This is a genomic window from Aeromonas sp. 2MA4 (genome assembly GCF_029237305.1).
GTDB classification, from domain to species: Bacteria; Pseudomonadota; Gammaproteobacteria; order Enterobacterales; family Aeromonadaceae; genus Aeromonas; species Aeromonas salmonicida.
The window spans coordinates 1-25,739 of sequence record NZ_JAACFY010000027.1 but is presented as its reverse complement, the minus strand read 5'-3'; the positions used below and the strand labels follow the sequence as shown (position 1 = coordinate 25,739).

The following is a 25,739-nucleotide window of genomic DNA, read 5'->3' as shown; positions in this document are numbered from 1 at the left end:
CATGGGCTATCGGCTGCTCTACAACCTGCTGATCCATCTGGGCTTGCCGCTGGCGTTGCTGGCACTCTACAAGCCGAAGAAGGGCAAGCCTGGCTTTGGTGCGCGCTGGGCCGAGCATCTGGGACGGACGCCGGCCAGCGGGCAGGAGGCGCCGCTCTGGATCCATGCGGTCAGCGTGGGTGAAACCCTGGCCATCAGTCCCTTCATCCGTGCACTCAAGGCCGATCGGCCGGATTTGCCGATCCTGCTCACCACCACCACCCGCACCGGCGCCGAGCAGGCAGCAAAGCTCGGCAACCTGGTGATGCATCGCTACGCCCCCCTCGATTACCCCTGGGCGGTTGCCGCTTTTCTCAAGTGCATCAAGCCTCGCGCCCTCTGGGTGATGGAGACAGAGCTGTGGCCGAACTGGCTGGCGGCCTGCGAGGCGCGCCATCTGCCGGTGACCATCATCAATGCCCGTCTCTCCGAACGCTCCTGCCAGCGCTATGCCCGTTTTCAGGGGGCGTTCGATACCCTCAGTCGGCCGCTGACCCATCTGCTTTGCCAGCATCAGGACGATGCCGAGCGCTTTGCACGGCTCGGCATCGGTCGTGAGCGGCTGGCGGTGACCGGTTCCATCAAGTTCGATATCCAGCTGGGTGACGAAGTGCAGGCCAGGGGGCACGCCCTGCGTCAGCAGCTGGGGCAGAGCAGGCCGGTCTGGATCGCCGCCAGTACCCATCAGGGTGAGGATGAGCAGGTATTGGCGGCGTTTGACCTGGTGCTGCAACGCCACCCCCAGGCCTTGCTGATCCTGGTGCCGCGCCATCCGGAGCGCTTCGATCGGGTGGCCGAGCTGTGCGCCCCTTACGGCTGTGTGCGGCGCACCGGCGGCGCCCCGATCCGCGAGACGGACAAGGTCTATCTCGGCGATACCATGGGCGAGTTGCCGCTGATGCTGGCGGCGGCCGATGTGGCCTTCGTCGGCGGCAGTCTGGTGACGGTCGGCGGTCACAACCTGCTGGAACCGGCGGCGCTGGGCAAGCCCTGCCTGACCGGCCCTGCCTACTTCAACTTCAGCGACATCACCCGCCAGCTGGTGGCTCAGGGTGGCGCGGCTCTGGTGGCCGATGCCGCCGCGCTGGGGGAGAAAGTGAGCGAGCTGCTGGCCGACGAGGGCGAGCGCCGGCAGATGGGCGAACAGGCCCGCGCCGTTGTGTTGCGCAATCAGGGCGCGCTGGCGCGAGCCCTCTCTCACTGTCTTGCCAGTCTGGAAAGTGACTGAGCCCAGAGTGGCCATAAAAAACGGAGCGCCAGGCGCTCCGTTTTTGTTTTTCGTGCAGGCGTCGGTCAACGCATTATCAGGCCGAGCAGTATGCCCACCACGCCGAAGTCGGCATCGCTGAAGGTGGTGTTGGCAAAGCCGAGATCCCCCAGCACAGGCAGCAGAAATACCGGCAGGAAGGTGATCAGCAGGCCGTTGGCGAAGGCACCAAGCAGGGCCCCGCGGCGACCACCGGTGGCGTTGCCGAATACCCCGGCCGCCGCGCCGACGAAGAAGTGCGGTACCACGCCCGGTATGATGACGGTGAGCCCCAGCAGGTAGAGCAGCACCATGCCCACCAGACCGGCGGCAAAGCTCGACAGGAAGCCGATCAGCACCGCATTGGGGGCGTAGGGGAAGACGATGGGGCAGTCCAGCGCCGGCTTGGCGTTCGGCACCAGCTTGTCGGAGATCCCCTTGAAGGCCGGCACGATTTCGGCGATGACCATGCGCACCCCCTGCAGGATCACATAGACCCCGGCGGCGAAGGTGATGGACTGCATCAGGGAGAACATGAACCAGTGCTTGCCCTTGGCAACGCTGGTGACGAACTCGGGCCCGGCAAAGGCGGAGGTGATGAGGAAGATGATGCCCATGGTGAAGGAGATGGCCACCGGGGTATCGCGCAGGAACAGCAGGCTCTTGGGCACCTGCACCTCTTCGCTGCTGTGGGCCTTGTTGCCGAACTTGGCGCCGATCCAGCCGGCCAGCACGTAGGAGATGGTGGAGAAGTGGCCGAGTGCCACCTCGTCGGAGCCGGTGATCTGCTTCATGTAGGGGTGAGCGAGGGCCGGGAACAGCACCATGGTCACGCCGACCACCAGGCTGCCTACCGCGATCAGCGGAATGCCGCTCATGCCGCCGGCGGAGAGGATCGCCGCCACCATCATGGACATGAAGAGGGTGTGGTGACCGGTCAGGAAGATGAATTTCCACGGGGTGAGGCGGGCGATCAGTATGTTCACCAGCATGGCGAAGAACATGATCATCGCCATCTCCTTGCCGAATGACTGCTGGGCGATGGAGACGATGGCTTCATTGTTGGGAACCACGCCCTTGATGCCGAAGGCGTGCTGGAAGATGGTGGCAAAATCGCCCAGCGAGTTCACCACCAGGGTGGCACCGGCCCCCAGGATGACGAAGCCCATTATGGTCTTGACCGTGCCCTTGATGCACTCGGTCACGGGTTTCTTCTGGGCAATCAGGCCGATGAGCGCGATCAGGCCGACCAGCACGGCCGGCTCGGACAGCACGTCAAACATCAGAAAATTGAAAAATTCCATGGTCAGCTCCAATCAGATGGAAAAGGCGGCCCGCAGGCCGCGAAGTCAGGTGGTCAGAGAGCGCCCAGTTCGCGCAGGGCAATGGAGAGTTTCTCTTTCATGGCGGCCTTGTCGACCATGTTGTCCAGGGATACCAGTCGGCCGTTGACCCCCATGCTGATGAGTTGCTCGGCGATGTCGCGGGTAGCCACGAACATCTCGGCGGTTTCGCTGCCGGCGGAGGCGAGATCCCTGTGATCCACTTCGGCAGTGACTGCCAGCTCCTTGAGGATGCTCTTGATGCTCATCTCCATCATCAGGCTGGTGCCCAGGCCGTGTCCGCATACAACCAGAATTTTCATCGTCTCTTCCTTTGTCGGGCGCAGGGCGCCGCTCAGTAACGCGCCAGAATGCGCAATATGTCGTCTTTGGTGTCGGCCGCCATGATGGCCGCCACGTCCTCTTCGTTCATGAACAGCTCGGCCAGCTGGGCGATGGTCTCCACGTGGGAATTGCTGTCGCTGGCGGCCAGGGTGACGAGCAGCCGGATCGGGTCGTTGCCCTCGGAGCCGAAATTGACCCCGGTTTTCAGCACTGTCAGCCCAAGGCCGAGACGATTGACGCCATCTTCCGGGCGGGCGTGGGGCATGGCCAGACCTGGGCCCAGCACGTAGTAAGGGCCGAGCTCCTCGTGGGAGCGAAACAGCGCCGCCACATAGGAGGGCTCTATGGTGCCGTTGGCCAGCAGGGGAGCGGTGGCGAGCTCGATGGCATGACGCCAGTCGCGGGCTCCCGTTTCGATGGAAATGACCTCTTCGGTCAGCAGTTGAGTCAGCATGGCAATGATCCGGCTGGATGAGATGGCGCCAATCTAGCGATCTTGCCCCGCGATAACTGTGAGCCTGATCCCGAAAGTTAGCGCTACCAGATAGCGCTAACATGAAATTGTGATAGCGCTATCATTTATGCCATGAGTGGGATTCATCTTGCCCCGTCACTCGCTCAAAGGGGGTAAAATCCGGTTTGAGCAAATAGTCAGTGCCGCACTTTTGCCTTAAAGTGAGCACCCGTATGTCGAGGAAGGGAAGGGATGTCAGAAGCGAAGAAGCGCCGTAGCACGGGTCGGGTGACCCTCAACGATGTGGCCCAGCTGGCCGGAGTGGGTGCCATGACGGTGTCCCGTGCCCTGCGCACCCCCGAGCTGGTGTCAGACAAGATGCGCGAGCGCATCGACGCCGCCGTGGGTGAACTCGGCTATATTCCCAACCGGGCGGCGGGTGCGCTCGCCTCCGCGACGTCCCAGACCATAGTGGTGATAGTGCCCAGCCTGACCGAGCGCGGTTGCGGCGACGTGATCGCCGGCCTGCAGCAGACCCTGCTCGATGAGGGCTACCAGATAATGCTGGGGGATGCCCAGCACCTGAAGCAGCAGGAAGAGAGCCTTCTGACCAGCTTTTTGCAACATAACCCGGCTGCTGTTGTGCTGTTTGGTGGCGATCCCGGCGAGACCATCCGTGCCCGCCTGAAAGCATCCCGCCTGCCGGTCGTGGAGGTGGGAGCCATGGCGCGCAACCCTGTCGACATGAACGTGGGGGTCTCCAACTTCGATGCCGGTTATCAGCTGACCCGGCATCTCATCGAGCGCGGCTATCGCAACATCGGCTTTCTTTGTGCCCGCCAGGAACAGTGGATGCTGCAACAGCGCATGCAGGGCTGGCAGAAGGCACTGCTGGACAACTACCTCTCCCCCGATGCCATCATCAACACCTCTGAGCTGCCGAGTTTCAGCACCGGGGCCGCCATGCTGGGGGAGTTTTTGTTGCGCTGGCCCGAGCTGGATGCACTGGTGTGCGTCAATGACGAGCTGGCGGCGGGGGTGCTGTTCGAGTGCCAGCGTCGTCACCTGAGCGTGCCTGGCAAGCTCGCCATCGCCGGATTCGACGATCTGGATGTGGCGCGCGCCTGCTATCCGGCGCTCACTTCGGTCCGGATCCCCTATCGCAAAATGGGGCAGGAGGCGGCCGAGCTTATCTTGCGCCAGCTGGCTGGCGAACCTGTCATGGGCACGGCCCTGACCCTGGATTTTCAACTGCAGAAGCGTCAAAGCAGTTGATCCCCGTTTCACACTTCATCAAAGAGGCAACCATGTTCAAGGCTCTGTTACTGGAAAATCAAGACGGCAAGACTGCTGCGACTCTGACCCGGCTGGCCGAGAGCCAGTTGCCGGCAGGCGAGGTGCGGGTGGCGGTGAGCTACAGCTCTCTCAACTACAAGGATGGGCTGGCCATCACCGGCAAGGGCAAGATAGTGCGTCAGTGGCCGCTGGTGCCCGGCATCGATTTTGCCGGTACAGTGCTGGAATCGGCCGACAGCCGCTATCAGGTCGGCGACAAAGTCGTGCTGACCGGTTGGGGCGTGGGGGAAGGACACTGGGGCGGCATGGCCGAGCAGGCAAGGGTCAAGGCCGACTGGCTGGTGCCGCTGCCCGCCGGGCTGGATGAGCGCCAGGCCATGTGTATCGGTACCGCCGGTCTCACCGCCATGCTCTGCGTACTGGCGCTGGAGGAGGCAGGCGTCACCCCCGACAGCGGCGAAATTCTGGTGACGGGCGCCGCGGGTGGCGTGGGTTCCACCGCAGTAGCCCTGCTGGCCGCACTGGGTTATCAAGTCGCGGCCCTGACCGGTCGCCCCGACGAGCAGGGGGATATGCTGATGGCGCTTGGTGCCAGCCGCATAGTGCCGCGCGGCGAGCTGCTGGAGCCTGCCAAGCCGCTGGAGAGGCAGCTGTGGGCCGGGGCGGTCGATACCGTCGGCAGTCAGGTGCTGGTCAAGCTGCTGGCCCAGATGAACTATGGTGGTGCCGTGGCCGCCTGCGGGCTGGCTGGCGGTTTCGATCTGAAGGCCACTGTCATGCCTTTCATCCTGCGCAACGTGCGGTTGCAAGGTGTCGACTCTGTGATGTGCCCGCTGGCGCGCCGCCAGTTGGCGTGGCAGCGACTGGCGCGGGATCTGCCCGCCAGCTTCTTCGAACAGGCGGTGACCGAGATAGCACTGGAGCAGGTGGTGGCGGCTGCCGAGGCCATCACGCAAGGCCGGATCGCGGGTCGCACTCTGGTCAAACTTTGATCCAGCCTTGACTGGCGAGCCCCATTTTTCTGGATAGACTTTGAGGGCGGGTGCACTATCCAAGGAGAATGAGCATGGGTGGACACAAGCCGGATTACGATCTCGATGATGAATGGGAACCGGAATCCTGGGAAGAAGAGCTGGATGAATGGGAAGACGAGAGCTGGCAGGATGATGACCCTCTCGACGATCAGTAATCCACGCATTGAGAGAGCAGGCGGGCCTTGGGGCCCGCCTGATTTTTTTGTGCGGCTCACAGGAATGGGGATGATCCCTTGGTTGCCGCCATCAGGCTGACTAGAATGAACAGCCCAAACGACACTCAAGGATGACTATGAGACTCACCATCATACTGTTTGCTGCCCTGCTGGGAGGCTGTGCCTCCAAGGATGATCCGTGCGAGAAGGTATGGAGCGAGGTGGGGGAGGCAGATGGCAAGCTGGGCTTCACCACGGAACGGGTCGCGTTTCATCAGGACCTGTGCGGCAAGAAGGTGGATGTCGAGCTATGGAAACAGGGACGCCAAAAGGGACTGGCCTGGTATTGCCGGCCTGAACACCTCTATCTGGCCGGGCGTTCCGGCAGTGAATACCGTGGGGTTTGCCCCAATGACGGGCAGGCGCGCAGATTGTTCGAGCAGGGGCGCCAGGGCTGGACCGATCAATAGCCGGTCACGTGGTGGGGATGTCCAGTCTTACTCCTCTTTCAACCGCAGCGGCTGACATAGATAGCTTTTGTCATTGGCGCTACGAGCACACTTGCCACAGACAAACTTGGGTTTGCGCACGATTTTGCGCAGTGTCTTGAGATCGGCGGGGATCTCGCTGCGGCGCCATTCACACAGGGTTTTGTTGCCCATAACGACTACCTCGACAACTCGGTGGGGGCCTAGTGTAATCACTTTTCATTTCGAAAACAGCGACAGGGCCACCTTGGGGTGGCCCTCGCTTAAGGCTTGTATCTGTTACTGGTAGAGGAACTTGGTGAAGATGAGCTCGCGCACCGCCTTCTTACCGGTTTCTTTTACCAGCAGCTCGTTGACCTGGGTCTGGCACTCCTTGCGCAGCTCCTCACGGTTTACCAGCGATTTGACCTGCTCGGCGGTCTTGCTGCCCATCAGACGTATGATGGCGTCGCGGATCAGGGGGTCGTGCTGTTCCAGCAGTTTGAGGTCGCTCTCATTCTCGGCCATCAGCTCGACCGTGATCCGGATATAGCCGAGAGTCTTGCCGTCGCTGATGTAGTTGGTGATGATGTCGGGATCGAGGGCGTGGTAGGAAAAGCCGGGCTTGGCAGCAGCGTCGGCGCCCTCTGCCGGCGGTTCCTCTTCGGACGAGGCCTGCACATGCAGGGAGCCACAGCTCAGTAACAACAGCAGCAGAATTTTGAAGATCTTCATATAGATGGCTCATCAGCGGCAGGTACCCCATTTTTGATGTTGCCATCGGGGCCGTCAAGCACGGATGTTCTTACAATTCTCGAATGATTTACGGATAATAAACCGGATTTTAACCTGATAACGTAAATCTCCGGATGGTGAAGCCGTGAAGTCCGAGTTGACTGTTCCCCTTATCCAGCTAGCGCCGTGGCGGGTTCCCGTAGAGTGCGAGCTGCCCGAGGCATTGCGGCCCTGGTTGCTGGAGGCCGATTCCATGACCCGGCGTCTGCGCCACCACAATCGCCACTTCTCGGTGCAGCTGCTGGGCAATCGCAGTGTCACCCTCTGCGCCGATGAACAGCAGCTGGTGGCCGCCGAGCAACCCATGGGCTTGTGCCGCGAGGTGATACTGCACGGTGATCGGGGGCCGGCTGTGCTGGGCTGGACCCTGTTTGCCGAAGCCGCCCTGCAAGAGAGCGGGCTGGGCGAGCTGGGTGAGCAGCCCCTGGGCGAGCGTATTTTCGGTGACGAGCCCACCCGCCGCGATCACCTGCAACTGGCCTGTTTCGAGATTGCGAGCAATCCCTGGTGCCCGGCCGCCACCGTCTGGGGACGTCGTTCCCGTCTGTTTCTGGGGCAATGGCCACTGTTGGTCCATGAACTCTTCTTGCCCTCTCTGTCATGCAACAAGGAGCTGGAGTGAATCTGTTAACCAAGGAGCGGGGACTGGCCTATGTGCAGCTGGCCCGCATCGACAAGCCTATCGGGACCCTGCTGCTGCTGTGGCCGACCCTGTGGGCGCTCTGGCTGGCGGCCGGCGGCCTGCCGGATCTCTGGACCCTGCTGGTGTTTGTGGTGGGCGTGTTTCTGATGCGCTCGGCCGGTTGTGTCATCAACGACTATGCGGATCGCAACTTCGATGGCCATGTGAAACGCACCGCCGGTCGGCCACTGCCCATGGGCAAGGTCAAGCCGCGGGAGGTGCTGGCGCTGTTCGCCGTGCTGGCGCTCATCTCGTTCGCGCTGGTGCTGACCATGAATTCCCTCACCATAGCACTGTCGTTCGCGGCCTTGCTGCTGGCAGTCTGCTACCCCTTCATGAAGCGCTATATTCCGATCCCGCAACTGGTGCTCGGCATGGCCTTCTCCTGGTCTATCCCCATGGCCTATGCGGCTCAGGCCAACGCCTTGCCGCTGGTGGCCTGGCTGGTATTCCTCGCCAATCTGCTGTGGACCATCGCCTACGATACCCAGTACGCCATGGTGGACAGGGATGATGACCTCAAGCTCGGCTTGAAATCGAGCGCGATTCTGTTTGGTCGCCACGACAAGCGGATCATCGGCGTGTTGCAGCTGGCCACCCTGCTGATCCTGCTGGCGGTAGGCCAGGTGATGGGGCTGGGGGCTTGGTATTACTGGGGGCTGTTGGGGGCTGCGGCCCTGTTTGTCTACCAGCAGCGGCTGATCCGGGAGCGGCAGCGGGAGGCCTGCTTCCAGGCGTTTCTCAACAACAACTATGCGGGGGCGCTGGTATTCATCGGCCTGGTGCTCAACTACCTGTTGCCGTGACGCATGTCAGGATAAAAAGAAGGCCGCATCATGCGGCCTTCTTTGTTTCCGGTCTCTGTCAGAGCCGGTTGCCCGCCTGTATGGTGCGGCGGATCTTGTTGCTCAGCAGCGGCACTATGTTATCGGCCAGCGCCTGGAAGCGGCCCAGATCCGGTTTGCACTCGGAAGAGAGGTAGCCCTCCTTGCGCAGGGTGTGGATCAGGGTGCTGAACAGCTTCTGGTCGAAGAACTCGGGGGCATTGATGCCGTGCAGGGTGCCGAGGCGCTCCGCCATCATCAGGCCGTCCGCCTCCAGCTGCTCCGCCTCGACATAGGGCTGGGCCAACACCCGGGTCAATACTATGGCGTAGCGTTGCAGCGTCTCCTGAATGCTCTCGGCCAGCAGCAGCAGGCGCATCTGGTTGCCCGGATTGACCCAGAAGCCGCCATCCCGTGCCTCGACCAGTTGCTGGCGTTGCAGTTCGGCCAGCAGGGCATCGACCAGCTCGGGCAGCTCATCCTCTTCGTAGTGGAGGAACAGCTCCGTCTTGAGCAGCGGATAGATGTCGATGCAGCGGGCGACGATCTCGCCGCGGGATATCCCCTCGCAACGTTCGATCAGCGCGGCCACCAGGGATGGCAATGCAAACAGGTGCAGTATGTTGTTGCGGTAGTAGGTCAGCAGGATCGCCTGATAGCGGTCCAGGCTGATGATCTGGCCCAGCTTGTCCTCGCTCACCTCGAACTTGTTGAGCTCCATCGCCTGATCCAGCAGTGTCTTGGCATCCTCAGCCGGGATTGTGCTCTGGGGGCTGTAGGGCACCTGCTTGAGCAGGTCCAGATAGGTGTTGAGCTGTGCCTGCAGTTCATCGCGAGTCAGGGCGTGGCGTTCGGCGGCCAGCAGTGCCAGCGCGCTCAGGGTCAGGCCATTGACGGCGGCGGCAGCGTTGATGCGGGTCATCAGCAGCTCGGCCAGCCGGGTGACTGTGGGTGCCATCCACTCTGGGCGCTCCTCCTGACCTATGTGGTCCTTCCACTCGGGCACATGTTCATTGAGGTAGCTGTTGAGGGTCAGGGGTTCGCCGAAGTTGACGAAGCCGCGGCCATAGTTGCGCAGCTTGCGCAGTATGCCGAGCACCTGCAGGAAGCTCTCTTTCTCCTTGCGGCTGCCCTTGAGCTCGTTGTGATAGGTGTTCACCTCCATCACGTGCTCGTAGCCCAGATAGACGGGCACCAGGGTCACGGGTCTGTCCAGCCCTCGCATCATGGCCTGCAGTGTCATCGCCAGCATGCCGGTTTTGGGTGGCAGCAGACGACCGGTGCGGGAGCGCCCACCCTCGGTAAAGAACTCCACCGAATAGCCCTTGGCAAACAGCAGGTTGAGGTATTCGCGAAATACAGTGCTGTAGAGCGGGTTGCCCTTGAAGGTGCGGCGGATGAAGAAGGCGCCGCCGTGGCGGAAGATGGGGCCCGCCGGCCAGAAGTTGAGGTTGATGCCCGCCGCTATGTGGGGCGGCACCATCCCCTGGTGGTAGATGACGTAGGAGAGCAGCAGGTAGTCCATGTGGCTGCGATGGCAGGGCATATAGACGATCTCGTGCCCTTCTTGCGCCAGCTGGCGTACCTTCTCGGCGCCGTTGACCGAGAGGCCGCGATAGAGCTTGTTCCACAGCCAGCCGAGGAAGCTTTCACTGAGGCGGATCAGCCGGTAGGAGAAATCGGAGGCGATCTCGTCCATGTAACCGTGGGCGCGCTTTTGCGCTTTCTCCAGGCTGATGCCCTCGCGCTGGGCCTCCTCTTCTATGGCCTGCTGGATCACGCTGGAATCCAGCAACTGCCTGAACAGCAGGTTGCGGTTCGGCAGCTTGGGGCCGGTGGCCGCCAGCTGCTGGCGGCTGAAGTGGGTGCGGGCCACCCGCGCCAGTTTGTGGGCAATAGCCTCGTCGGTGCCGTGCTTGTCCGCCATTTGACGCAGGGAGAGCGGCGGAGAGAAGCGCACCAGGTTCTCGCGGCCCTTGAGGATCACAATCAGTGCCTTCTTGAGCCGGTTCGGTGCCAGGCTGCTGATGATGTTCCAGCCGGAGGCCTCTTCCCCTTCCCGGCCGGGGGCGCGGCCCCAGAACAGGGTGACGGGCACCACCTGTATATCCAGTGCCGGATCCTGCTTGTGCAGATCCAGCAGCTGGTGGAACTCCTGCAAGAAAGGCAGCGGTTTGCTGCGCTTGCCGAACAGGGGAGGCGGGCGGTCCAGACAGACATAGCGCGGCAGCAACTGACCGTTCAGTTCCAGCGGGGTGAAGGGACCGGGCAGGCCGAGATCCTCGCAGCACTGTTGCAGTGTCATCAGGTCGGTGATCGAGCTGGTTTTCAGGGCATAGACTATGGGTCTGGCCGGATCCAGCTTGAGCTCTGTGATGGGATTTTCCGGCAGGCTCTTGTGATTGACCAAGCCACTGACCGGCCATTGCAAGATGGCTCTGGAAATCTTCTGTCCAAGGGACATGTGCGTCTGCTCTCCAAAAAAATGCGGCGTGAGCATAACAAATCACCGGCGCCTTGTCGCCGAGAGGTACGATGAGTCGGCTGCGCAGCCGTAAAACCATGGCAAATAAGGGGTTGGCCGCGACAAATGTCAGCCGCGCCTTGCCTTGGCCACTGCACTGTATATACTGCCAGTGTGCTGTATAAAAAAACAGGTGCCAATGTTATGAAACCCCTTACTCCACGCCAGGCCGAAGTGCTGGAACTGATCAAGGTGAATATGAGCGAGACCGGCATGCCGCCGACTCGTGCCGAGATTGCCCAGAAGCTTGGTTTCAAGTCGGCCAATGCGGCCGAAGAACATCTGAAGGCCCTGGCCAAAAAAGGGGTCATCGAGATCATGCCGGGGACCTCTCGTGGCATCCGCCTGCTGATTGAAGAAGAGGCTGTGCTGGAAGAGACCGGCCTGCCTCTGATCGGCAAGGTCGCGGCCGGTGAACCCATACTGGCTCAGGAGCATATCGAGAGCCACTATCAGGTGGATCCCGCCCTGTTCCATCCGCGGGCAGACTTCCTGCTGCGGGTGCAAGGCATGAGCATGAAGAACATCGGCATCCTGGATGGCGACCTGCTGGCCGTCCACAAAACCCAGGAAGTGCGCAACGGCCAGGTGGTGGTGGCACGTCTCGACGAAGACGTCACCGTCAAGCGCTTCCAGCGCAAGGGCAGCCAGGTGTGGCTGCTGCCTGAAAATGAAGAGCTTGAACCCATCGCGGTTGATCTCTCCTGCCAGCAGCTCACCATAGAGGGGCTGGCCGTCGGCGTGATCCGCAACGCCGACTGGATGTAACAGCACGGCCTCCCTCGGGAGGCCGTCTCGCTTCTGTACCTCTTTCCCCATGATTTCAATCAGATCCTGATACCCGTGATTTTTGTCTGTCGCGCCCGTCCGCATCCGCCTCATTTCAGATATATCCTTGGCTAAGGCAGTCACTTGCTTGATCTGCCCCGAATGCTCGACAAGACGATCCTCTCCCACTTGGCAGGTGGCAGGAATCAAGGTCAGCAGGGATGCATAATAACAGCCTCAGGCGGAGCGCCGGACAGCAAGGGCGCTACCAGCCCAGTTGATGGAGGCGTTCGCGGGATAGAAGGGAGGGTGGCCAGCATTGCACCGGCGGCATCTGCCGTCTGGAGGATAAAGGCACACCTGCGCAGTCGACACGCGGCAGTCATCGATCTGGCCACCCAAGGGGGCTGTCGATGCTGACCGGCGTGACCTGTTGGTCAAGGAGGACAGGTATGGCTTCAAGCTCGCCATGGGATCCGGGTCTGGCATCGCCCGCTTCTTCCATCACCCGTTTCATCAAGGGTAACCGGATGACCCGCTTCTATGCTCTCTGGGTACATCACAAGGGTGCCTGCTGGACTGTCTGGCTTGGCTGCCCCAAAGACAAGATAGTCCGCCTGGTGCGTCTGTTTCACCGTCATAGCGACACGGGACAAACGGATCTTCCCTGGACGGCTCCCGTCATACCGCTGCGAGCCTTGACAAAGCGCGCCCATGAGCGGCGCAGACAACAACCCTGATGTTTCCTGGCCCTTGTCTCACAGCCCCACCTTGATGGTGGGGCTGTTGTTTTATGGCCCAGCCCGGCTGACCAGTGGTGATGGGAGCCTCTTTTGACCAAAGCGGCATCCGGTGCAAGGGATAACCCGGAGCGCGATGGGCTGGGTTACAATGGGCCATCCATTCGTGCCCACTCTGCGGGCATGTCGCAGTGAAAAGGTCTGTTGTTATGGTTAAACCGCGTTATCCCTTGCTGTTCCTGCTGCTGGTCGGGGGCATGATGGCTGCATTCCACTGGAGCCGGCCCTCCCTGCCCGAGCAGGCCGACTATTACCCGGCGGGGCGGGACATCAATCCGTTTGCCTTCACCGACGAGGAGGGGCAGCCCTTCGTTCCAGCCAGTCTGGTGGGGCACTGGACCTTTCTGTTTGTCGGCTATACCTTCTGCCCGGATATCTGCCCGACCACGCTGGCGGATCTGCGCTCCGTCTATCCGGCGCTGAAGAAGATTGCACCGGACAGCCAGGTAGTGTTCATTTCGGCGGATCCGCAGCGCGATGACATCACTCGCCTCAAGACCTATACCGCTTTCTTCCATCCCGAGTTCAAGGCGGCAACCGGCCCCCACGAGAAGTTGTTCCCGTTTGTGCGCAACCTGGGCCTCATCTACTCCATTGCCGAACAGGGAGAGAAGGATTACCTGATCGACCACTCCGCCTCCATAGTGCTGATCAATCCGGAAGGCAAGCTGGAAGCCGTGTTCCGCCCCCAGATGAGCGAGGGGAGAGTACCCCACGTGGTCATGGAAACCCTGGTCTCCGATTTCGCCAAAATTGTGCGACTGGAGGGCGAATGATGCCGGATGAGTGGCTGCTTTCATGCTGATCCCGTCCTGGTTGACAGACAGGCGGCGCCATGGGGCCGTGTTTGCTTTGGCACTGCCCATGGTGCTCTCCAATATCACAACCCCATTGCTGGGGCTGGTGGATACCTGGGTGATAGGCCAGCTCGGTCAGGCCTGGTTTTTGGGAGGCGTCTCGGTCGGGGCGACCCTCATCAATCTCATCTTCTGGCTGCTCGGCTTCCTGCGCATGTCCACCACAGGGCTGACCGCCCAGGCTCATGGCGCCGGTAGTCCAGGTGGCCAGCTCGACACCCTGGCGCGGGCGCTCGGTCTCGCCGTCGGGCTGGGCGTGCTGCTCTTGCTCTTGCTGCTGCCCCTGCTGCCCGGGCTGATTGCACTCAGTGGCGGGTCAGCCGAGGTGCAGATTTATGCCAGCGAGTATGTGTCGGTACGTATCTGGAGTGCGCCTGCGGCGCTCTGCAATCTGGTGATCATGGGCTGGTTGCTGGGCATGCAGGATGCCCGCAGCCCCATGCTGTTGCTGATCTTCACCAACCTGATCAACATGGCGCTGGATACCTTGTTCGTACTGGGGCTGGGCTGGCAGGTGAAAGGCGTGGCCGCCGCCTCTCTGCTGGCGGACTACAGTGCGCTGGGGGTCGGGCTCTGGCTGGTGAGCCGCCATCTGCGCCGCCTCTCGCCCGAGGTGTGGCAGGGGGCCTGGCAACGCTGGCGTCAGTGGCCCGCGCTGTTGAGATTGCTCAGCCTGAATCGGGATATTTTCATCCGTTCCCTCTGCCTGCAGCTCTGCTTTGCCTTCATGACCTTGCAGGGCGCGCGTTTGGGGGATGTGGCAGTGGCCGCCAATGCGGTGCTGCTCAACTTTCTGATGCTCATCTCCTACGGGATGGATGGCTTTGCCTATGCGGTGGAGGCCATGGTGGGCCGGGCCATCGGCCGGCGTGATCGGCAGGGGCTGCGCGAAGCCATCGTCTTGAACCTTGGCTGGGCGCTGATCATAGCGATTGGTTTCAGCCTGCTGTTTGCGGCGGGTGGCAGTCAGCTCATCGCCCATATTACCGACATACCGGCGGTGATCGCCGAGGCAAACCGCCAGTTGCCCTGGCTGATCCTGATGCCGTTACTGGCGGTCTGGTGCTTCCTGCTGGATGGGGTCTTCATTGGCGCTACCCGTGCCCGGGAGATGCGTAACAGCATGCTGGTAGCGGCGTTTTGCGGCTTCTTCCCGGTCTGGTGGCTCTGTCAGGGCTGGGGCGTTGCCGCCTTGTGGGCCGCCATGGGCGCCCTGATGGCGGGCCGAGGTCTGACGCTGGGGTATCTGTGCTGGCAACTGGAACGTGATGGCCGCCTGTTGCATTCACCCCATGGGGTGAGTCAGGCTCAGAGCGAGCCCTCATAACCCAGCTGGCGCCAGCTCTCGTACACGAATACCGCCACCGCATTGGAGAGATTCATGCTGCGGCTCTGGGGCAACATGGGGATGCGCAGCCGCTGTTCGAACGGCAGGCTCTCTATGATCTCCAGTGGCAGACCTCGGCTCTCCGGGCCGAACAGCAGGGCATCACCGGGCGCGAACTGCGCTGCAGAATGGGCGGTGCTGCCCTTGGTGGTGCAGGCAAATACCCGCTCGGGAGCAACGGCAGCCAGAAATGCCTCATAGCTCGGCCAGCGTTTCACCTCGGCAAACTCGTGATAATCGAGCCCGGCCCGCTTCACCCGCTTGTCATCCCACTCGAACCCCAGCGGTTCTATCAGATGCAGCCGGTAGCCGGTGTTGGCGCAGAGGCGGATGATGTTGCCTGTGTTGGGCGGGATTTCCGGTTGGTAGAGCACGATATCGAGCATGGCGGGATCCTGATGCGGGCTGAGATGGGGCTGAAAAGGGCGCCAGCATACCCAGCGCCCACCTGGATGAAAAGAGATGGCTCAGCCAATAGGCAGACGTATGGTGATAGTCAGCCCGGTGGGCTGATTGCAACTGGCGCGAATGGTGCCGCCATGGCGCTGGATTGCCTCCGAGGCGATGGCCAGCCCCAGCCCGGTGCCGCCGGTCTTGGCGTTACGGGCATCATCCACCCGAAAGAAGGGCAGGAACAGCTGCTCCTGTTGCGCCACCGGCACACCCGGGCCGTCATCACGAATGGTAATGACCCACTCTCTTCCTTCCCGATACCAATCCAGTTTGATGAACTTGTGAGCGTACTTGAGTGCGTTGCGCAGGGGATTTTCCAGCGCCCGTGCCAGCAGCTCGGGCCACATCCTGATCGACTCGGTCGGCAGTGGCGGCAGCCGGAGTTGCTTGCCGTTCTGGTTGGCCTCGAACATGGCGTCGTCCAGCATGGGCTCCAGCAGTTCGGCCAACGGCATCACCACAGGTGCCTCCACATGCTGCTGTACCCGTGACAGGTCGAGCAGGTCACCGATCAGCTTGTCCAGCCGTCCAATCTCCGACTCTATCCGTGCCAGCTCGTTGCTGTCGCCCTGCTTGCGGCGGATCAGCGCCTGCGCCAGCTGGATACGGGTGAGGGGGCTGCGCAGCTCGTGGGATATATCGGACAGCAGCTGTTTCTGCTTCTGGATCATGCTCTTGAGCGTGTCGACCATGTGGCTGACGTGATCCGCCAGCTGGCCGATCTCGTCACGCCGCCCCAGATTGGGGATCTGTACTTCCAGGTTGCCCTCCGCCAACTGGGAGACTGATCGCTGCAACTGCAGTATGGGGCGAGTTAGTCGCCAGGCCAGCAACAGGCAGAGTGGTGTGCTGACCAGCATGGCGATCCCCAGGATCTGGATCGGGTGATCCAGGATCTGGATAAACAGGAACAGATAGGAGTTTTCGACATTGAGGCCGAAGTAGACGTGATAGGTCTGACCGTGGTGCTCCATCTCGAAGGGACCTGCGATGGCTCTCTGGTGCTCGCTGCCCAGCATGGGTTTGGCCGGGTTGTCCGAGTCGACCATGAAGCGGACGACGAACTTGCTGAGCCGCGTGCTGGATTGCATCTGGCCCTTCTCGTCGCGCAGGTAGATATTGTCCACCGGCAACAGACCAGCAGCCTCTATGGCCTTGGCCAGATCGAAATCCTGATTGGGGTCGGCACCCCGCTGCAGGGCTTTCAGGTTGTTGTTCATCCGCACCATCTCGTGGGCGGGTAACGGGATTATGTTGCGGGGATCCAGGGTCGGCAGTATCACGACAGCGGCGACCACTACCAGCAGCATGAACCAGAACCAGAGGAAAATCTGGGTGGAGAGGCCATTGAGGGAGCGAGCCGTTTTCATGCCTGTTCCAGCCAGAGGTAGCCGCGTCCCCGCACGGTTTTGAACCGCGGCTGGCCATCGGCGCGTTCCGGCAGTTTCTTGCGCAGGTTGCTCAGGTGCATGTCGATGGCGCGATCGAAGGGTTCCAGCTTCTTGCCGAGCACCAGCTCCGAGAGCTGGCTCTTGCTGACGATCTGGCCGGGATTGCGCAGCAGACACTCCAGCAACCCGAATTCGGTGGCGGTGAGCTCCAGCAGCTGTTCGCCGCTACTGGCTTGCTGCAAGCCCGGTTGCAGCACCAGATCCATGAAGCGGATCTCTTCGGAAGTGCCGCCACGTTGGGGTTGCGCACTCTGGGTCCGGCGCAGTATGGCGCGGATCCGGGCCAGCAATTCTCTGTCATCAAAGGGTTTGGCAAGGTAATCATCGGCGCCGGCCTCCAGCCCGTTGACCCTGTCCTGGCTGTCGCCCCGCGCAGTCAGCATCAGCACCGGGGTGTCGTGGGTCTCACGCAGCTTTGCCAGCATGGCGAAGCCGTTGAGCCTGGGCATCATCACGTCCAGCAGCACCAGGTTGAAGTCCTGCTCGGCCAGCCGCAGCAACCCCTCTTCGCCATCCTCGGCGACAGTCACCTGGAAGCCTTCCAGGGTCAGAATTTCGGTGAGCAGCTGAGTCAGCTCGAGATCGTCGTCGACCAGGAGTATTTTGTGCATCTAGGGTCATTCCGCTGATTTTTCGCGCCAAAGTGACGCAGGGGTCAGGGTATAATAGATTTTTAACCGCAAGAGGAAAGCCGGTTTTGAGCCATCAACAATATTCCCGCTGGGTGACGCTGGCCAGCATGGCCGCCGTTACCACCGCCACCCTGCTGATCACCGGCAAGCTGATCGCCTGGCTCATGACCGACTCCTCAAGTCTGCTGGCGTCGCTCACCGACTCCTTCATGGATGTCAGTGCCTCTATCATCAACCTGCTGGCCATTCGCTATGCGCTGGCCCCGGCCGATGATGAGCACCGCTTCGGCCACGGCAAGGCGGAATCGCTGGCGGGTCTCATTCAGTCCGCTTTCATATCTGGGTCGGCCCTGCTGCTGGTGATGCACGGCATCTCCTCCCTGCTCAATCAGGCCCCCATTCTGCGACTTGAAGCGGGTATCTGGGTCAGCGGCGGCTCCATAGTGCTGACCTTGCTGCTGGTCAGCTTCCAGGGTTTTGTCATCCGCAAGACCAACAGCGTGGCCATCAAGGCCGACATGATGCACTACCGCTCCGATCTGCTGCTCAATGCCGGCGTCTTGCTGGCGCTGGTGCTGGCGGGGCGGGGCTGGTTCTGGGCCGATGGCCTGTTTGCCATCCTGATCGGTCTGTTCCTGCTGTGGGGCGCCATCCATATCGGCTATGAGTCTGTGCAGGCGCTGCTCGATCGTCAGTTGCCAGCCGAAGAACAAGCGAGAATAATGGCCCTCTGCTGTGAAGTCGAAGGTGTCCACGGGGTGCATGATCTGCGTACCCGCCAATCCGGTCCGACCCGTTTCGTTCAGTTGCATCTGGAACTGGACGATCAGCTCCCTCTGGTCAAGGCCCATCAGATTGCCGATGAAGCCGAACTGGCGGTGCGTCAGGAATTTGAACGCATGGATGTCATCATTCATATGGACCCCATCTCTGTGGTGCACAAGGAACAGCAAGGCACTCCATCAGAACAACAGTAGGCTGCAACATGGATGATCTGGTTGCCAGAACCTGGCAAAAAATTGAGCGAGAAGCGGCATGCATGGCGACCGAAGAGCCCATGCTGGCCAGCTTCTTTCACTCCACGATTCTCAATCACAAGAACCTGCGTTCGGCTCTCAGCTTCCAGCTGGCCAACAAGCTCGACAGCGCCACCATGCCCGCCATCGCCCTGCGTGAGGTGATCGAGCTGGCCCTGCGCAGCGAGCCCGAGTTGCTGGCAATGGTGGCGGCGGATATCTGCGCCGTGCAGGAGCGCGACCCGGCGGTCGATCTCTTCTCCACCCCGCTGCTCTACCTCAAGGGTTTCCATGCCCTGCAGGGGTATAGGGTTGCCAACTGGCTGTGGCGCCAGGGTCGTCGCTCGCTGGCGCTCTACCTGCAAAACCAGATTTCGGTGGTATTCGGGGTCGACGTGCACCCGGCTGCACGGATCGGCAAGGGCATCATGTTTGACCATGCCACCGGCATAGTGGTCGGTGAAACCGCTGTGATTGAAGACGATGTCTCCATCCTGCAGAGCGTGACCCTGGGAGGGACCGGCAAGGAGAGCGGCGATCGCCATCCCAAGATCCGCGAAGGGGTCATGATAGGGGCGGGCGCCAAGGTGCTCGGCAATATCGAAGTGGGGATGGGTGCCAAGATAGGTGCCGGCAGCGTGGTGATCAACCCTGTGCCCCCGCACACCACTGTCGCCGGCGTACCGGCCAAGATAGTGGGCCGCCCGGAGTGCGACAAGCCTTCGCTGGATATGGATCAGTGTCTCTGATCCCCTGACCGAGACGATTCGATGGCCAAGCGCTGGTCAGGTTACCTGATCCTGGGGATGTGGCTGCTCAACCTGCTGCACCTCTATCTGGGATTCTCCCCCTGGCCGGCGGCCATCGCTGCCTGGGGGGCATCGCTCCTCACCTGGCCCTGGCTGGTGGGGGCTGCCAGGCGACAGGCCCTTGCTCTGTATGGGGCAGCCCTCTTGCTGCTGATCTTCTCAGGGTGGCGGGGGGCCAGTCTCAACCCGGGCGACTGGCTGTTGCCCAACATCAATATGCTCACCATGTTTGCCGCCGTGAGCACCCTCAATCTTGCAACGTCCGGCCTGCTGACCGGTACTGCCTCCTGGTCCGGTCGCAAGGGGCTGTGGAGCACCATGGCCAGCCTCAATCTGCTGGGATCCGTCATCAACCTCTCCGTGTTGTTCATCATCGGCGATCGGCTGGAACGTAACGGCACCCTGGAGCGACGCCAGGTAATGGTGCTGAGCCGGATCTTCTGTGCGGCGGCTTTCTGGTCCCCCTTCTTCGTCGCCATGGCGGTGGCGCTCACGTACGCGCCGGGTCTGCAGCTCTCCAGCATAATGCCGTTTGGTGTGATTGCGGCTCTGCTGGCCATGGGACTGACCGCCTGGCAGGTGGAGCGACTCGGTGTACAGGATTTTGCCGGCTATCCGCTGCGACTGCAGACCCTGGGGCTGCCGGTGGCCTTGGCGCTGCTGGTGCTGCTCATCAAACAGATCTGGCCAGCACTTGGCATTCTGGCTGTGATTGCGCTGGTGGCACCGCTGCTGGCGCTGCTGTTCATGCCCAGAGCCGGGCGAGGCGCCGCCCTCAAGCGGCAGGTGGTGGAGCGTTTCCCAGCCATCGGTGGCCAGCTGGTGCTGTTTCTGGGGGCCGGTTTGCTGGCAGCCGGCATCAACAGCGCTCTGTCTGTGCTCGAGCTCGGCGGTGAGCACGGGCTGCCACTCTTCAACCACTTCGGCTGGCTCGAGTCATCCCTGACGCTGCTGTTGATCCTGCTGGTGGCCATCGTCGGTGTGCATCCGCTCATCAGCATCTCCGGGCTGGCGCCGCTGCTGTGGCCCTTGTCACCGGATCCCAGCCTGCTCGGCATGTGCTTTTTGCTGGGGTGGGGGCTTGCGACCGGTACCAGCCCGCTCTCCGGCTCCAACCTGGCATTGGCATCGCGCTACAACCTGAGTGCGGGGATGATCCTGCGCTGGAACCTGCTCTATGGCCTGCTGATGTACGGGGTCGCCTGCTTGCTGTTGGGGGCTTATGTGGCGCTGCACGGATGAAGGCATAACTGGGGGGAAGTGCCCGGCAACATGCCCGTGGTGACTGGATTGGCAGGGTGTTGCCTGCTGGTTATGAGGCTCTTGTATCTGCCAGGGCGCAGGATGCGAGAAAAATAGACGCATATTTAGACAATACATCTATGGAAGGCGCATTTTACAGCGCGCTGGCTTGTTTGTGCCGATGTGCTCGGGGTATGCTGGCTTTACGCGCTTGAATCGCCCTCTGTGGGGCATCGCAATTGAACATACAGGTATGCATATGTCACTAGAAGTCCTTGAGCAACTCGAATCCAAAGTACAATCCGCCGTCGACAACATCTCCCTGCTGAAGATGGAGCTGGACGAACTGAAAGAGCAAAACAGCAAGCTGCAAGACGAGAACCATCTGCTGCGCAACGAGCACGTGGCATGGCAGGAGCGTCTGCGTGCCCTGCTGGGCAAGATGGAGCAGATGGGCGAATCCATCTAACCGGCAGCCAGCTGCAAGATTGAAAACGGGCCGCTCCATGAGCGGCCCGTTTGTTTTTGGTGGGGTGGGGATTACAGCGCCAGCAGCTGCTTGACCGTCTTCTCTATGCCATCTGCCGCTTCCACAATGTTGTTGGCCAGCATGTAGGCGGGGGTGGAGATCACCTTGCGCTCCTGATCCACCACGAACTCGTTGACCGGGCAGTTGAGATGGCTGCCCCCCATGGCCTCCATGGCATTGGCGGTGCCTTCGTCATGACCTATGGTCGCCAGAGTGCCTGCGCCATAGATGAGCGGTATCATGGCGGGCGCGATGCAGATGTATGCCGCCGGCTTGTTGGCGTTGGCAAAGCTCTGGCAGGCTTTGAGGACATCTGGCTGAATTTGGCACTCGGCTCCCTTGATGGCGAAGTCGCACAGGTTCTTGGCGGCACCAAAGCCGCCGGGCACCAGCAACGCGTCGTAATCGGCCGCATCCAGCTCTGCCACATCTCTGATCTGACCGCGACAGATACGAGCGGCTTCAACCAGCACGTTGCGGCTTTCCCCCTCGCTCACGTCACCGGTCAGGTGGTTGATAACATGGAGCTGCGCCACGTTCGGAGCGAAGCATTGGGTAGTCGCACCCTGGCGGGCCAGCGCCAGCAAACTGATGACGGCCTCATGGATTTCGGCACCATCAAAGACGCCACAGCCACTCAAAATCACGGCCACTTTTTTCATGGCAAACCCCTCGTTGTTGAAAATGTGAGCCAGGATAGATTGTTGTACTTTTGTATGGTTATCGTTCGCCATCCGCTGGTCAAGTCATCTCGCTGTGCTAGGATTGTTTCGTTTTCGATCCTGCCGTATCTACTCCCTTAAATCTTTTTCCACATTGATCGAGATCATCTCAACCGTCTCAAGATCAGTTTTTACGATCTCATCGTATTGTTTTATATGTACTTTTATATTGTTATGCACAGCTTTGTCACTGTGGTCCGTACTGAGCCCCATTTTTGAACACAGAGTTATCCACAGCGCGCCCCTTTTCAATGGCCTGTTGATGGTGGCGCTAGCCCCCTTGGTGTGAAGGGGGCCCTGTGGCATCCTAGCGGCTGTTTATCTCTGGCAGGACGATTTCATGGCCCCTAGCAATCCCCTTATTCTGGTCGACGGCTCTTCTTATCTTTACCGCGCCTTCTTCGCCTCCCAGCAGGCTGATCTGCGTACATCGACCGGTTTGCCGAGTGGTGCCGTCCGTGTCATGGCCAACATGATGCGCAGCCTGCGCAAGCAATACCCTGACTGCCATGTGGCCGTGGTGTTCGACGCCAAGGGCAAGACTTTCCGTGACGACATCTATCCCGAGTACAAGGCGACCCGTGCCAGCATGCCGGACGATCTGCGCAGCCAGGTTGCCCCCATCCATCAGATGATCAAGGCGATGGGCTTCCCCTTTTTGATGGTCGAAGGAGTCGAGGCGGACGATGTGATCGGCACGCTTGCCCGCCAGGCCACCGAGAAGCAGTTACCTGTGCTGATCAGTACCGGCGACAAGGACATGGCGCAGCTGGTCTCCGACCATGTCACCCTGATCGACACCATGAAAGATGTGAAGACAGACAGGGAAGGGGTGATTGAAAAGTTTGGCGTGCCGCCCGAGCTCATCATCGACTATCTGGCCCTGATGGGGGACAAGGTGGACAACATCCCCGGCATGACGGGTGTCGGCGAGAAGACAGCGCTGGCCCTGCTGCAGGGGATTGGCAGCATAGACGAGATTGCAGCCAACCTCGACAAGGTGGCGGCCCTCGGCTTCCGCGGCTCCAAGGCGTTCGCCGACAAGTTCCGTGAGCAGGAGGAGCAGGTTCGCCTTTCCTATGTACTGGCGACCATCAAGACCGATGTCGAGCTGGAACAGAGTCTGGAAGAGCTGCAGCTTGGCCCCATCGACAAGGAGTCACTGCTGGCAGTCTACCGTGAATACGAGCTTCGCAACCTGATCAAGGAGCTTGAGTCCGGTGGCGAAGAGGGTGCCGGACAGGCAGAGGCTGGCGATGACAGCGCTCCACCGGTTGCCGCCATCGAAACCGACTACCGCTGCATTCTGGATGAGGCCGAGTTTGACGGCTGGCTGGAACAGCTGAAAGTGGCACCGCTGTTTGCCTTCGATACCGAAACCACCAGTCTCGACTACATGGAGGCGCGCATCGTCGGCGTTTCTTTCGCCGTCGAAGCGGGCAAGGCGGCCTATGTGCCGTTCGGTCACGATTATCTCGGGGCGCCGGTGCAGCTGACCGAGGCCGTAGTGCTGGGCAAGCTCAAGCCGTTGCTGGAAGATCCGACCCGTCTCAAGGTGGGTCAGAACCTCAAGTACGATCGCAACGTGTTGCTCAACCACGACATCGACCTGCAGGGTATCGCCTACGACACCATGCTCGAGTCCTACGTGCTCAACTCTACCGCCAGTCGTCATGACATGGATTCGCTGGCCAAACGCTATCTCGGGGTCGAAACCACCTCTTTTGAAGATATCGCTGGCAAAGGGGTCAAGCAGCTTACCTTCAACCAGATTGAGCTGGAGCAGGCAGCCCCCTATGCGGCGGAAGATGCGGATATCACCCTGCGTCTGCACCAGACCCTGTGGGGCCAACTGGAAGCCGTGCCTGGCCTGTGCCAGGTATTCAGCGAAATCGAGCTGCCGCTGCTGCCGGTACTGGCGCGGATGGAATTGCTCGGTACCACCATAGATCCCAAGCTGCTGCACCAGCAGAGCCAGGAGATAGAGCTGCGGCTGGCCGAACTGGAGCGTCAGGCCCATGAGCTGGCCGGGCAGGAGTTCAACCTCTCCTCGCCCAAGCAGCTGGGGGAGATCCTCTTCACCAAGCTGGGTCTGCCGATCATCAAGAAGACCCCAAAAGGTGCACCATCCACCGCGGAAGAGGTGCTGGCCGAACTGGCCGAGACCTACGAGCTCCCGCGCCTGCTGATGGAGCACCGCACCCTGGCCAAGCTCAAGTCCACCTATACCGACAAGCTGCCGCTGATGATCAAGCCCCAGACAGGGCGGGTACACACCTCCTATCATCAGGCGGTGGCGGCCACCGGCCGTTTGTCCTCCTCTGATCCCAACCTGCAAAACATTCCGGTGCGCAACGAACAGGGTCGCCGGATCCGGCAGGCCTTCATCCCGAGCGCCGGTTACAAGCTGGTGGCGGCGGACTACTCCCAGATCGAGCTGCGCATCATGGCACACCTCTCCGGTGACAAGGGGTTGTTGACCGCCTTTGCCGAGGGCAAGGACATCCACAAGGCAACGGCCGCCGAGGTGTTCGGGGTCGCGCTCGATGCGGTTACCACCGACATGCGTCGCAGCGCCAAGGCGATCAACTTCGGCCTCATTTATGGCATGAGCGCCTTTGGCCTGGCCAAACAGCTGGGGATCGGTCGCGCCGAGGCGCAGAAGTACATGGACCTTTACTTCGAACGCTACCCGGGTGTGTTGGAGTATATGGAGCGTACCCGCCAGCAGGCGGAAGCACAGGGCTATGTCGAGACCCTGTTCGGTCGTCGTCTCTATCTGCCGGATATCAAGTCCCGCAACGCCGGTCTGCGCAAGGGCGCCGAGCGGGCGGCGATCAACGCCCCCATGCAGGGGACGGCCGCCGACATCATCAAGCGCGCCATGATCAATGTAGATGGCTGGATCCGCGGCATCGAGGATGAGTCGATCCGCATGCTGATGCAGGTACACGATGAACTGGTGTTCGAGATCCGCGAAGAGAAGCTGGAAGAGTACACTGCCATCATCAAGGAGAAGATGTCGGCCGCTGCCGAACTGCATGTGCCGCTGCTAGTCGAAGCGGGCACGGGCGACAACTGGGATCAGGCCCATTAACTCTCGGCACTCTGTTGCTATATAGATAGCTATATAAGAAGAGAAGCCCGGCATCATGCCGGGCTTCCTGTTTGTGGGGTCTGCTCAAGCCTCTTGCAGATACTCGTCCTTGAGCAGGACATAGTTGCCGGCTGAGGTCTTGAGAAATACGACCTCGGCAGGTTTGAGGGGGCGGACCTGCTTGACGGGGTTACCCATATAGAGGAATCCGGATTCGAGTCGCTTACCTGGTGGCACCAGACTGCCGGCCCCGATCATCACGTCATCTTCCACCACAACCCCATCCAGGATGATGGCCCCCATGCCGACCAGCACACGGTCGCCTATGGTGCAGCCGTGCAGCATGGCCTTGTGGCCGATCGTCACATCCTCTCCGATCAACAGCGGATAGCCGTCAGGATTGCTGGCACTCTTGCGGGTAAGGTGCAACACGGTGCCATCTTGAATATTGCTGCGGGCACCGATGCGGATATGGTTCACATCCCCCCGCGCCGCCACCATGGGCCAGATGCTGGCATCTTCCGCCAGATCTATATCCCCTACCAGAGTCGCGCAGGGGTCTACATATACCCGTTTGCCCAGTTGCGGGCGTTTTCCCTTGTAGGGTCTCAGTCGCAAGTCCATCTTGGCCTCCTTGTTTTTGGCCATTCTAGCAATCCGGAACTCGTTTCTGTGGATAAGTTTGTACAAAAGCTGTGGTTGGATATGAATAACTAAAAAGATGCCGATTTTTGCAATTTTATTGCCGATAAGGGGTTGCCAGAAAGATTCAACTCCCTATAATGCGCCTCCA

At 60.8% G+C, this 25,739-nt stretch carries 27 protein-coding genes; 16 read left to right on the top strand and 11 right to left on the bottom strand.

Features of this window, described 5'->3' with window-relative positions:
- Position 1 precedes the first annotated feature (1 nt).
- Positions 2-1,267 carry a lipid IV(A) 3-deoxy-D-manno-octulosonic acid transferase gene (waaA, locus tag GWQ31_RS20410; protein ID WP_275910149.1) on the top strand — a complete coding sequence of 422 codons (1,266 nt, stop codon included), beginning with the start codon at positions 2-4 and terminating at the stop codon, positions 1,265-1,267.
- 65 nt (positions 1,268-1,332) lie between these two features.
- On the opposite strand, the gene GWQ31_RS20405 is transcribed toward waaA, so the two are convergent.
- From GWQ31_RS20405 to GWQ31_RS20395, 3 genes are read right to left on the bottom strand one after another with little or no spacing between them, the layout of a single operon-like run.
- The gene (locus GWQ31_RS20405) at positions 1,333-2,589 is read right to left on the bottom strand and encodes a PTS ascorbate transporter subunit IIC (RefSeq protein ID WP_005321259.1); all 1,257 of its coding nucleotides are present in this window, start codon (positions 2,587-2,589) and stop codon (positions 1,333-1,335) included.
- 53 nt (positions 2,590-2,642) lie between these two features.
- Positions 2,643-2,930, bottom strand: a complete 288-nt coding sequence (locus tag GWQ31_RS20400; RefSeq protein WP_005321257.1) for a PTS sugar transporter subunit IIB — start codon at positions 2,928-2,930, stop codon at positions 2,643-2,645.
- 32 nt (positions 2,931-2,962) lie between these two features.
- Positions 2,963-3,406 (bottom strand): PTS sugar transporter subunit IIA, encoded by a 444-nt coding sequence (locus tag GWQ31_RS20395; RefSeq protein ID WP_005321254.1) that lies wholly within the window; start codon positions 3,404-3,406, stop codon positions 2,963-2,965.
- Between the two features lie 252 nt (positions 3,407-3,658).
- On the opposite strand from GWQ31_RS20395, the gene GWQ31_RS20390 reads away from it, so the two are divergent.
- From GWQ31_RS20390 to GWQ31_RS20375, 4 genes are all read left to right on the top strand, one after another.
- Entirely contained in the window at positions 3,659-4,681 is a 1,023-nt protein-coding gene (locus GWQ31_RS20390) for a LacI family DNA-binding transcriptional regulator (protein WP_275910148.1), read from the top strand.
- A 32-nt stretch (positions 4,682-4,713) separates the two neighbouring features.
- Positions 4,714-5,694 (top strand): MDR family oxidoreductase, encoded by a 981-nt coding sequence (locus GWQ31_RS20385; protein ID WP_275910147.1) that lies wholly within the window; start codon positions 4,714-4,716, stop codon positions 5,692-5,694.
- Positions 5,695-5,768: 74 nt separating this feature from the next.
- The gene (locus GWQ31_RS20380; protein ID WP_111589670.1) at positions 5,769-5,891 is read left to right on the top strand and encodes a hypothetical protein; all 123 of its coding nucleotides are present in this window, start codon (positions 5,769-5,771) and stop codon (positions 5,889-5,891) included.
- A gap of 137 nt (positions 5,892-6,028) precedes the next feature.
- Positions 6,029-6,361 carry a DUF2799 domain-containing protein gene (locus tag GWQ31_RS20375; RefSeq protein WP_181455368.1) on the top strand — a complete coding sequence of 111 codons (333 nt, stop codon included), beginning with the start codon at positions 6,029-6,031 and terminating at the stop codon, positions 6,359-6,361.
- 27 nt (positions 6,362-6,388) lie between these two features.
- Here the strand turns inward: GWQ31_RS20375 and GWQ31_RS20370 are convergent, their stop codons facing one another.
- Positions 6,389-6,553 (bottom strand): hypothetical protein, encoded by a 165-nt coding sequence (locus tag GWQ31_RS20370; protein ID WP_021140706.1) that lies wholly within the window; start codon positions 6,551-6,553, stop codon positions 6,389-6,391.
- Positions 6,554-6,658: 105 nt separating this feature from the next.
- Complete coding sequence (locus GWQ31_RS20365) at positions 6,659-7,093, bottom strand: flagellar basal body-associated protein FliL (RefSeq protein WP_275908247.1); 435 nt, start codon at positions 7,091-7,093, stop codon at positions 6,659-6,661.
- Positions 7,094-7,238: 145 nt separating this feature from the next.
- On the opposite strand from GWQ31_RS20365, the gene GWQ31_RS20360 reads away from it, so the two are divergent.
- Both GWQ31_RS20360 and ubiA read left to right on the top strand, forming a co-directional pair.
- The gene (locus GWQ31_RS20360) at positions 7,239-7,775 is read left to right on the top strand and encodes a chorismate lyase (protein WP_275910146.1); all 537 of its coding nucleotides are present in this window, start codon (positions 7,239-7,241) and stop codon (positions 7,773-7,775) included.
- Entirely contained in the window at positions 7,772-8,641 is an 870-nt protein-coding gene (gene ubiA, locus GWQ31_RS20355; protein ID WP_265422783.1) for a 4-hydroxybenzoate octaprenyltransferase, read from the top strand. The genes GWQ31_RS20360 and ubiA overlap by 4 nt, the downstream gene beginning before the upstream one ends.
- Positions 8,642-8,699: 58 nt before the next feature.
- On the opposite strand, the gene plsB is transcribed toward ubiA, so the two are convergent.
- A complete protein-coding gene (gene plsB / locus GWQ31_RS20350; RefSeq protein ID WP_021140709.1) occupies positions 8,700-11,123 on the bottom strand; it encodes a glycerol-3-phosphate 1-O-acyltransferase PlsB in 2,424 nt (807 codons plus the stop codon).
- 204 nt (positions 11,124-11,327) lie between these two features.
- On the opposite strand from plsB, the gene lexA reads away from it, so the two are divergent.
- The 4 genes from lexA (at position 11,328) to GWQ31_RS20330 (ending at position 14,935) form a co-directional block, all read left to right on the top strand.
- A complete protein-coding gene (gene lexA, locus GWQ31_RS20345; protein ID WP_005321237.1) occupies positions 11,328-11,951 on the top strand; it encodes a transcriptional repressor LexA in 624 nt (207 codons plus the stop codon).
- A gap of 452 nt (positions 11,952-12,403) precedes the next feature.
- Positions 12,404-12,691 carry a hypothetical protein gene (locus GWQ31_RS20340; protein WP_005321232.1) on the top strand — a complete coding sequence of 96 codons (288 nt, stop codon included), beginning with the start codon at positions 12,404-12,406 and terminating at the stop codon, positions 12,689-12,691.
- A gap of 209 nt (positions 12,692-12,900) precedes the next feature.
- On the top strand, positions 12,901-13,527 hold the full coding sequence (locus tag GWQ31_RS20335) for an SCO family protein (protein ID WP_005321230.1): 627 nt from the start codon (positions 12,901-12,903) through the stop codon (positions 13,525-13,527).
- Positions 13,528-13,549: 22 nt separating this feature from the next.
- Entirely contained in the window at positions 13,550-14,935 is a 1,386-nt protein-coding gene (locus GWQ31_RS20330) for an MATE family efflux transporter (protein WP_275910158.1), read from the top strand.
- On the opposite strand, the gene trmL is transcribed toward GWQ31_RS20330, so the two are convergent.
- From trmL to GWQ31_RS20315, 3 genes are all read right to left on the bottom strand, one after another.
- Positions 14,917-15,381 carry a tRNA (uridine(34)/cytosine(34)/5-carboxymethylaminomethyluridine(34)-2'-O)-methyltransferase TrmL gene (trmL, locus tag GWQ31_RS20325; RefSeq protein ID WP_005321220.1) on the bottom strand — a complete coding sequence of 155 codons (465 nt, stop codon included), beginning with the start codon at positions 15,379-15,381 and terminating at the stop codon, positions 14,917-14,919. The two genes, GWQ31_RS20330 and trmL, sit on opposite strands and share 19 nt — an antisense overlap.
- Positions 15,382-15,462: 81 nt before the next feature.
- Complete coding sequence (locus tag GWQ31_RS20320) at positions 15,463-16,818, bottom strand: ATP-binding protein (RefSeq protein ID WP_265463176.1); 1,356 nt, start codon at positions 16,816-16,818, stop codon at positions 15,463-15,465.
- Positions 16,815-17,510, bottom strand: a complete 696-nt coding sequence (locus GWQ31_RS20315) for a response regulator (RefSeq protein ID WP_159165095.1) — start codon at positions 17,508-17,510, stop codon at positions 16,815-16,817. The genes GWQ31_RS20320 and GWQ31_RS20315 overlap by 4 nt, the downstream gene beginning before the upstream one ends.
- 86 nt (positions 17,511-17,596) lie before the next feature.
- Between GWQ31_RS20315 and GWQ31_RS20310 the strand changes: the two genes are divergently transcribed.
- The 4 genes from GWQ31_RS20310 to GWQ31_RS20295 all read left to right on the top strand — a co-directional run bounded on the left by GWQ31_RS20310 (position 17,597) and on the right by GWQ31_RS20295 (position 21,067).
- Positions 17,597-18,508, top strand: coding sequence for a cation diffusion facilitator family transporter (locus GWQ31_RS20310; RefSeq protein WP_005321213.1), 912 nt, complete (start codon positions 17,597-17,599; stop codon positions 18,506-18,508).
- Positions 18,509-18,516: 8 nt separating this feature from the next.
- A complete protein-coding gene (gene cysE / locus GWQ31_RS20305; RefSeq protein WP_011899226.1) occupies positions 18,517-19,296 on the top strand; it encodes a serine O-acetyltransferase in 780 nt (259 codons plus the stop codon).
- 21 nt (positions 19,297-19,317) lie between these two features.
- Entirely contained in the window at positions 19,318-20,598 is a 1,281-nt protein-coding gene (locus GWQ31_RS20300; protein WP_275910145.1) for a hypothetical protein, read from the top strand.
- 259 nt (positions 20,599-20,857) lie between these two features.
- The gene (locus GWQ31_RS20295) at positions 20,858-21,067 is read left to right on the top strand and encodes a cell division protein ZapB (RefSeq protein WP_011899225.1); all 210 of its coding nucleotides are present in this window, start codon (positions 20,858-20,860) and stop codon (positions 21,065-21,067) included.
- A gap of 71 nt (positions 21,068-21,138) precedes the next feature.
- Here GWQ31_RS20295 and elbB read toward each other — a convergent pair whose 3' ends face one another.
- Positions 21,139-21,789 carry an isoprenoid biosynthesis glyoxalase ElbB gene (gene elbB / locus GWQ31_RS20290; protein WP_005321205.1) on the bottom strand — a complete coding sequence of 217 codons (651 nt, stop codon included), beginning with the start codon at positions 21,787-21,789 and terminating at the stop codon, positions 21,139-21,141.
- A 400-nt stretch (positions 21,790-22,189) separates the two neighbouring features.
- On the opposite strand from elbB, the gene polA reads away from it, so the two are divergent.
- Positions 22,190-24,946: a DNA polymerase I gene (polA, locus tag GWQ31_RS20285; protein ID WP_265422787.1), complete on the top strand. Its 2,757-nt coding sequence runs from the start codon at positions 22,190-22,192 to the stop codon at positions 24,944-24,946.
- Positions 24,947-25,030: 84 nt separating this feature from the next.
- On the opposite strand, the gene GWQ31_RS20280 is transcribed toward polA, so the two are convergent.
- Positions 25,031-25,570, bottom strand: coding sequence for a gamma carbonic anhydrase family protein (locus GWQ31_RS20280; RefSeq protein WP_275910144.1), 540 nt, complete (start codon positions 25,568-25,570; stop codon positions 25,031-25,033).
- Positions 25,571-25,739 lie beyond the last annotated feature (169 nt).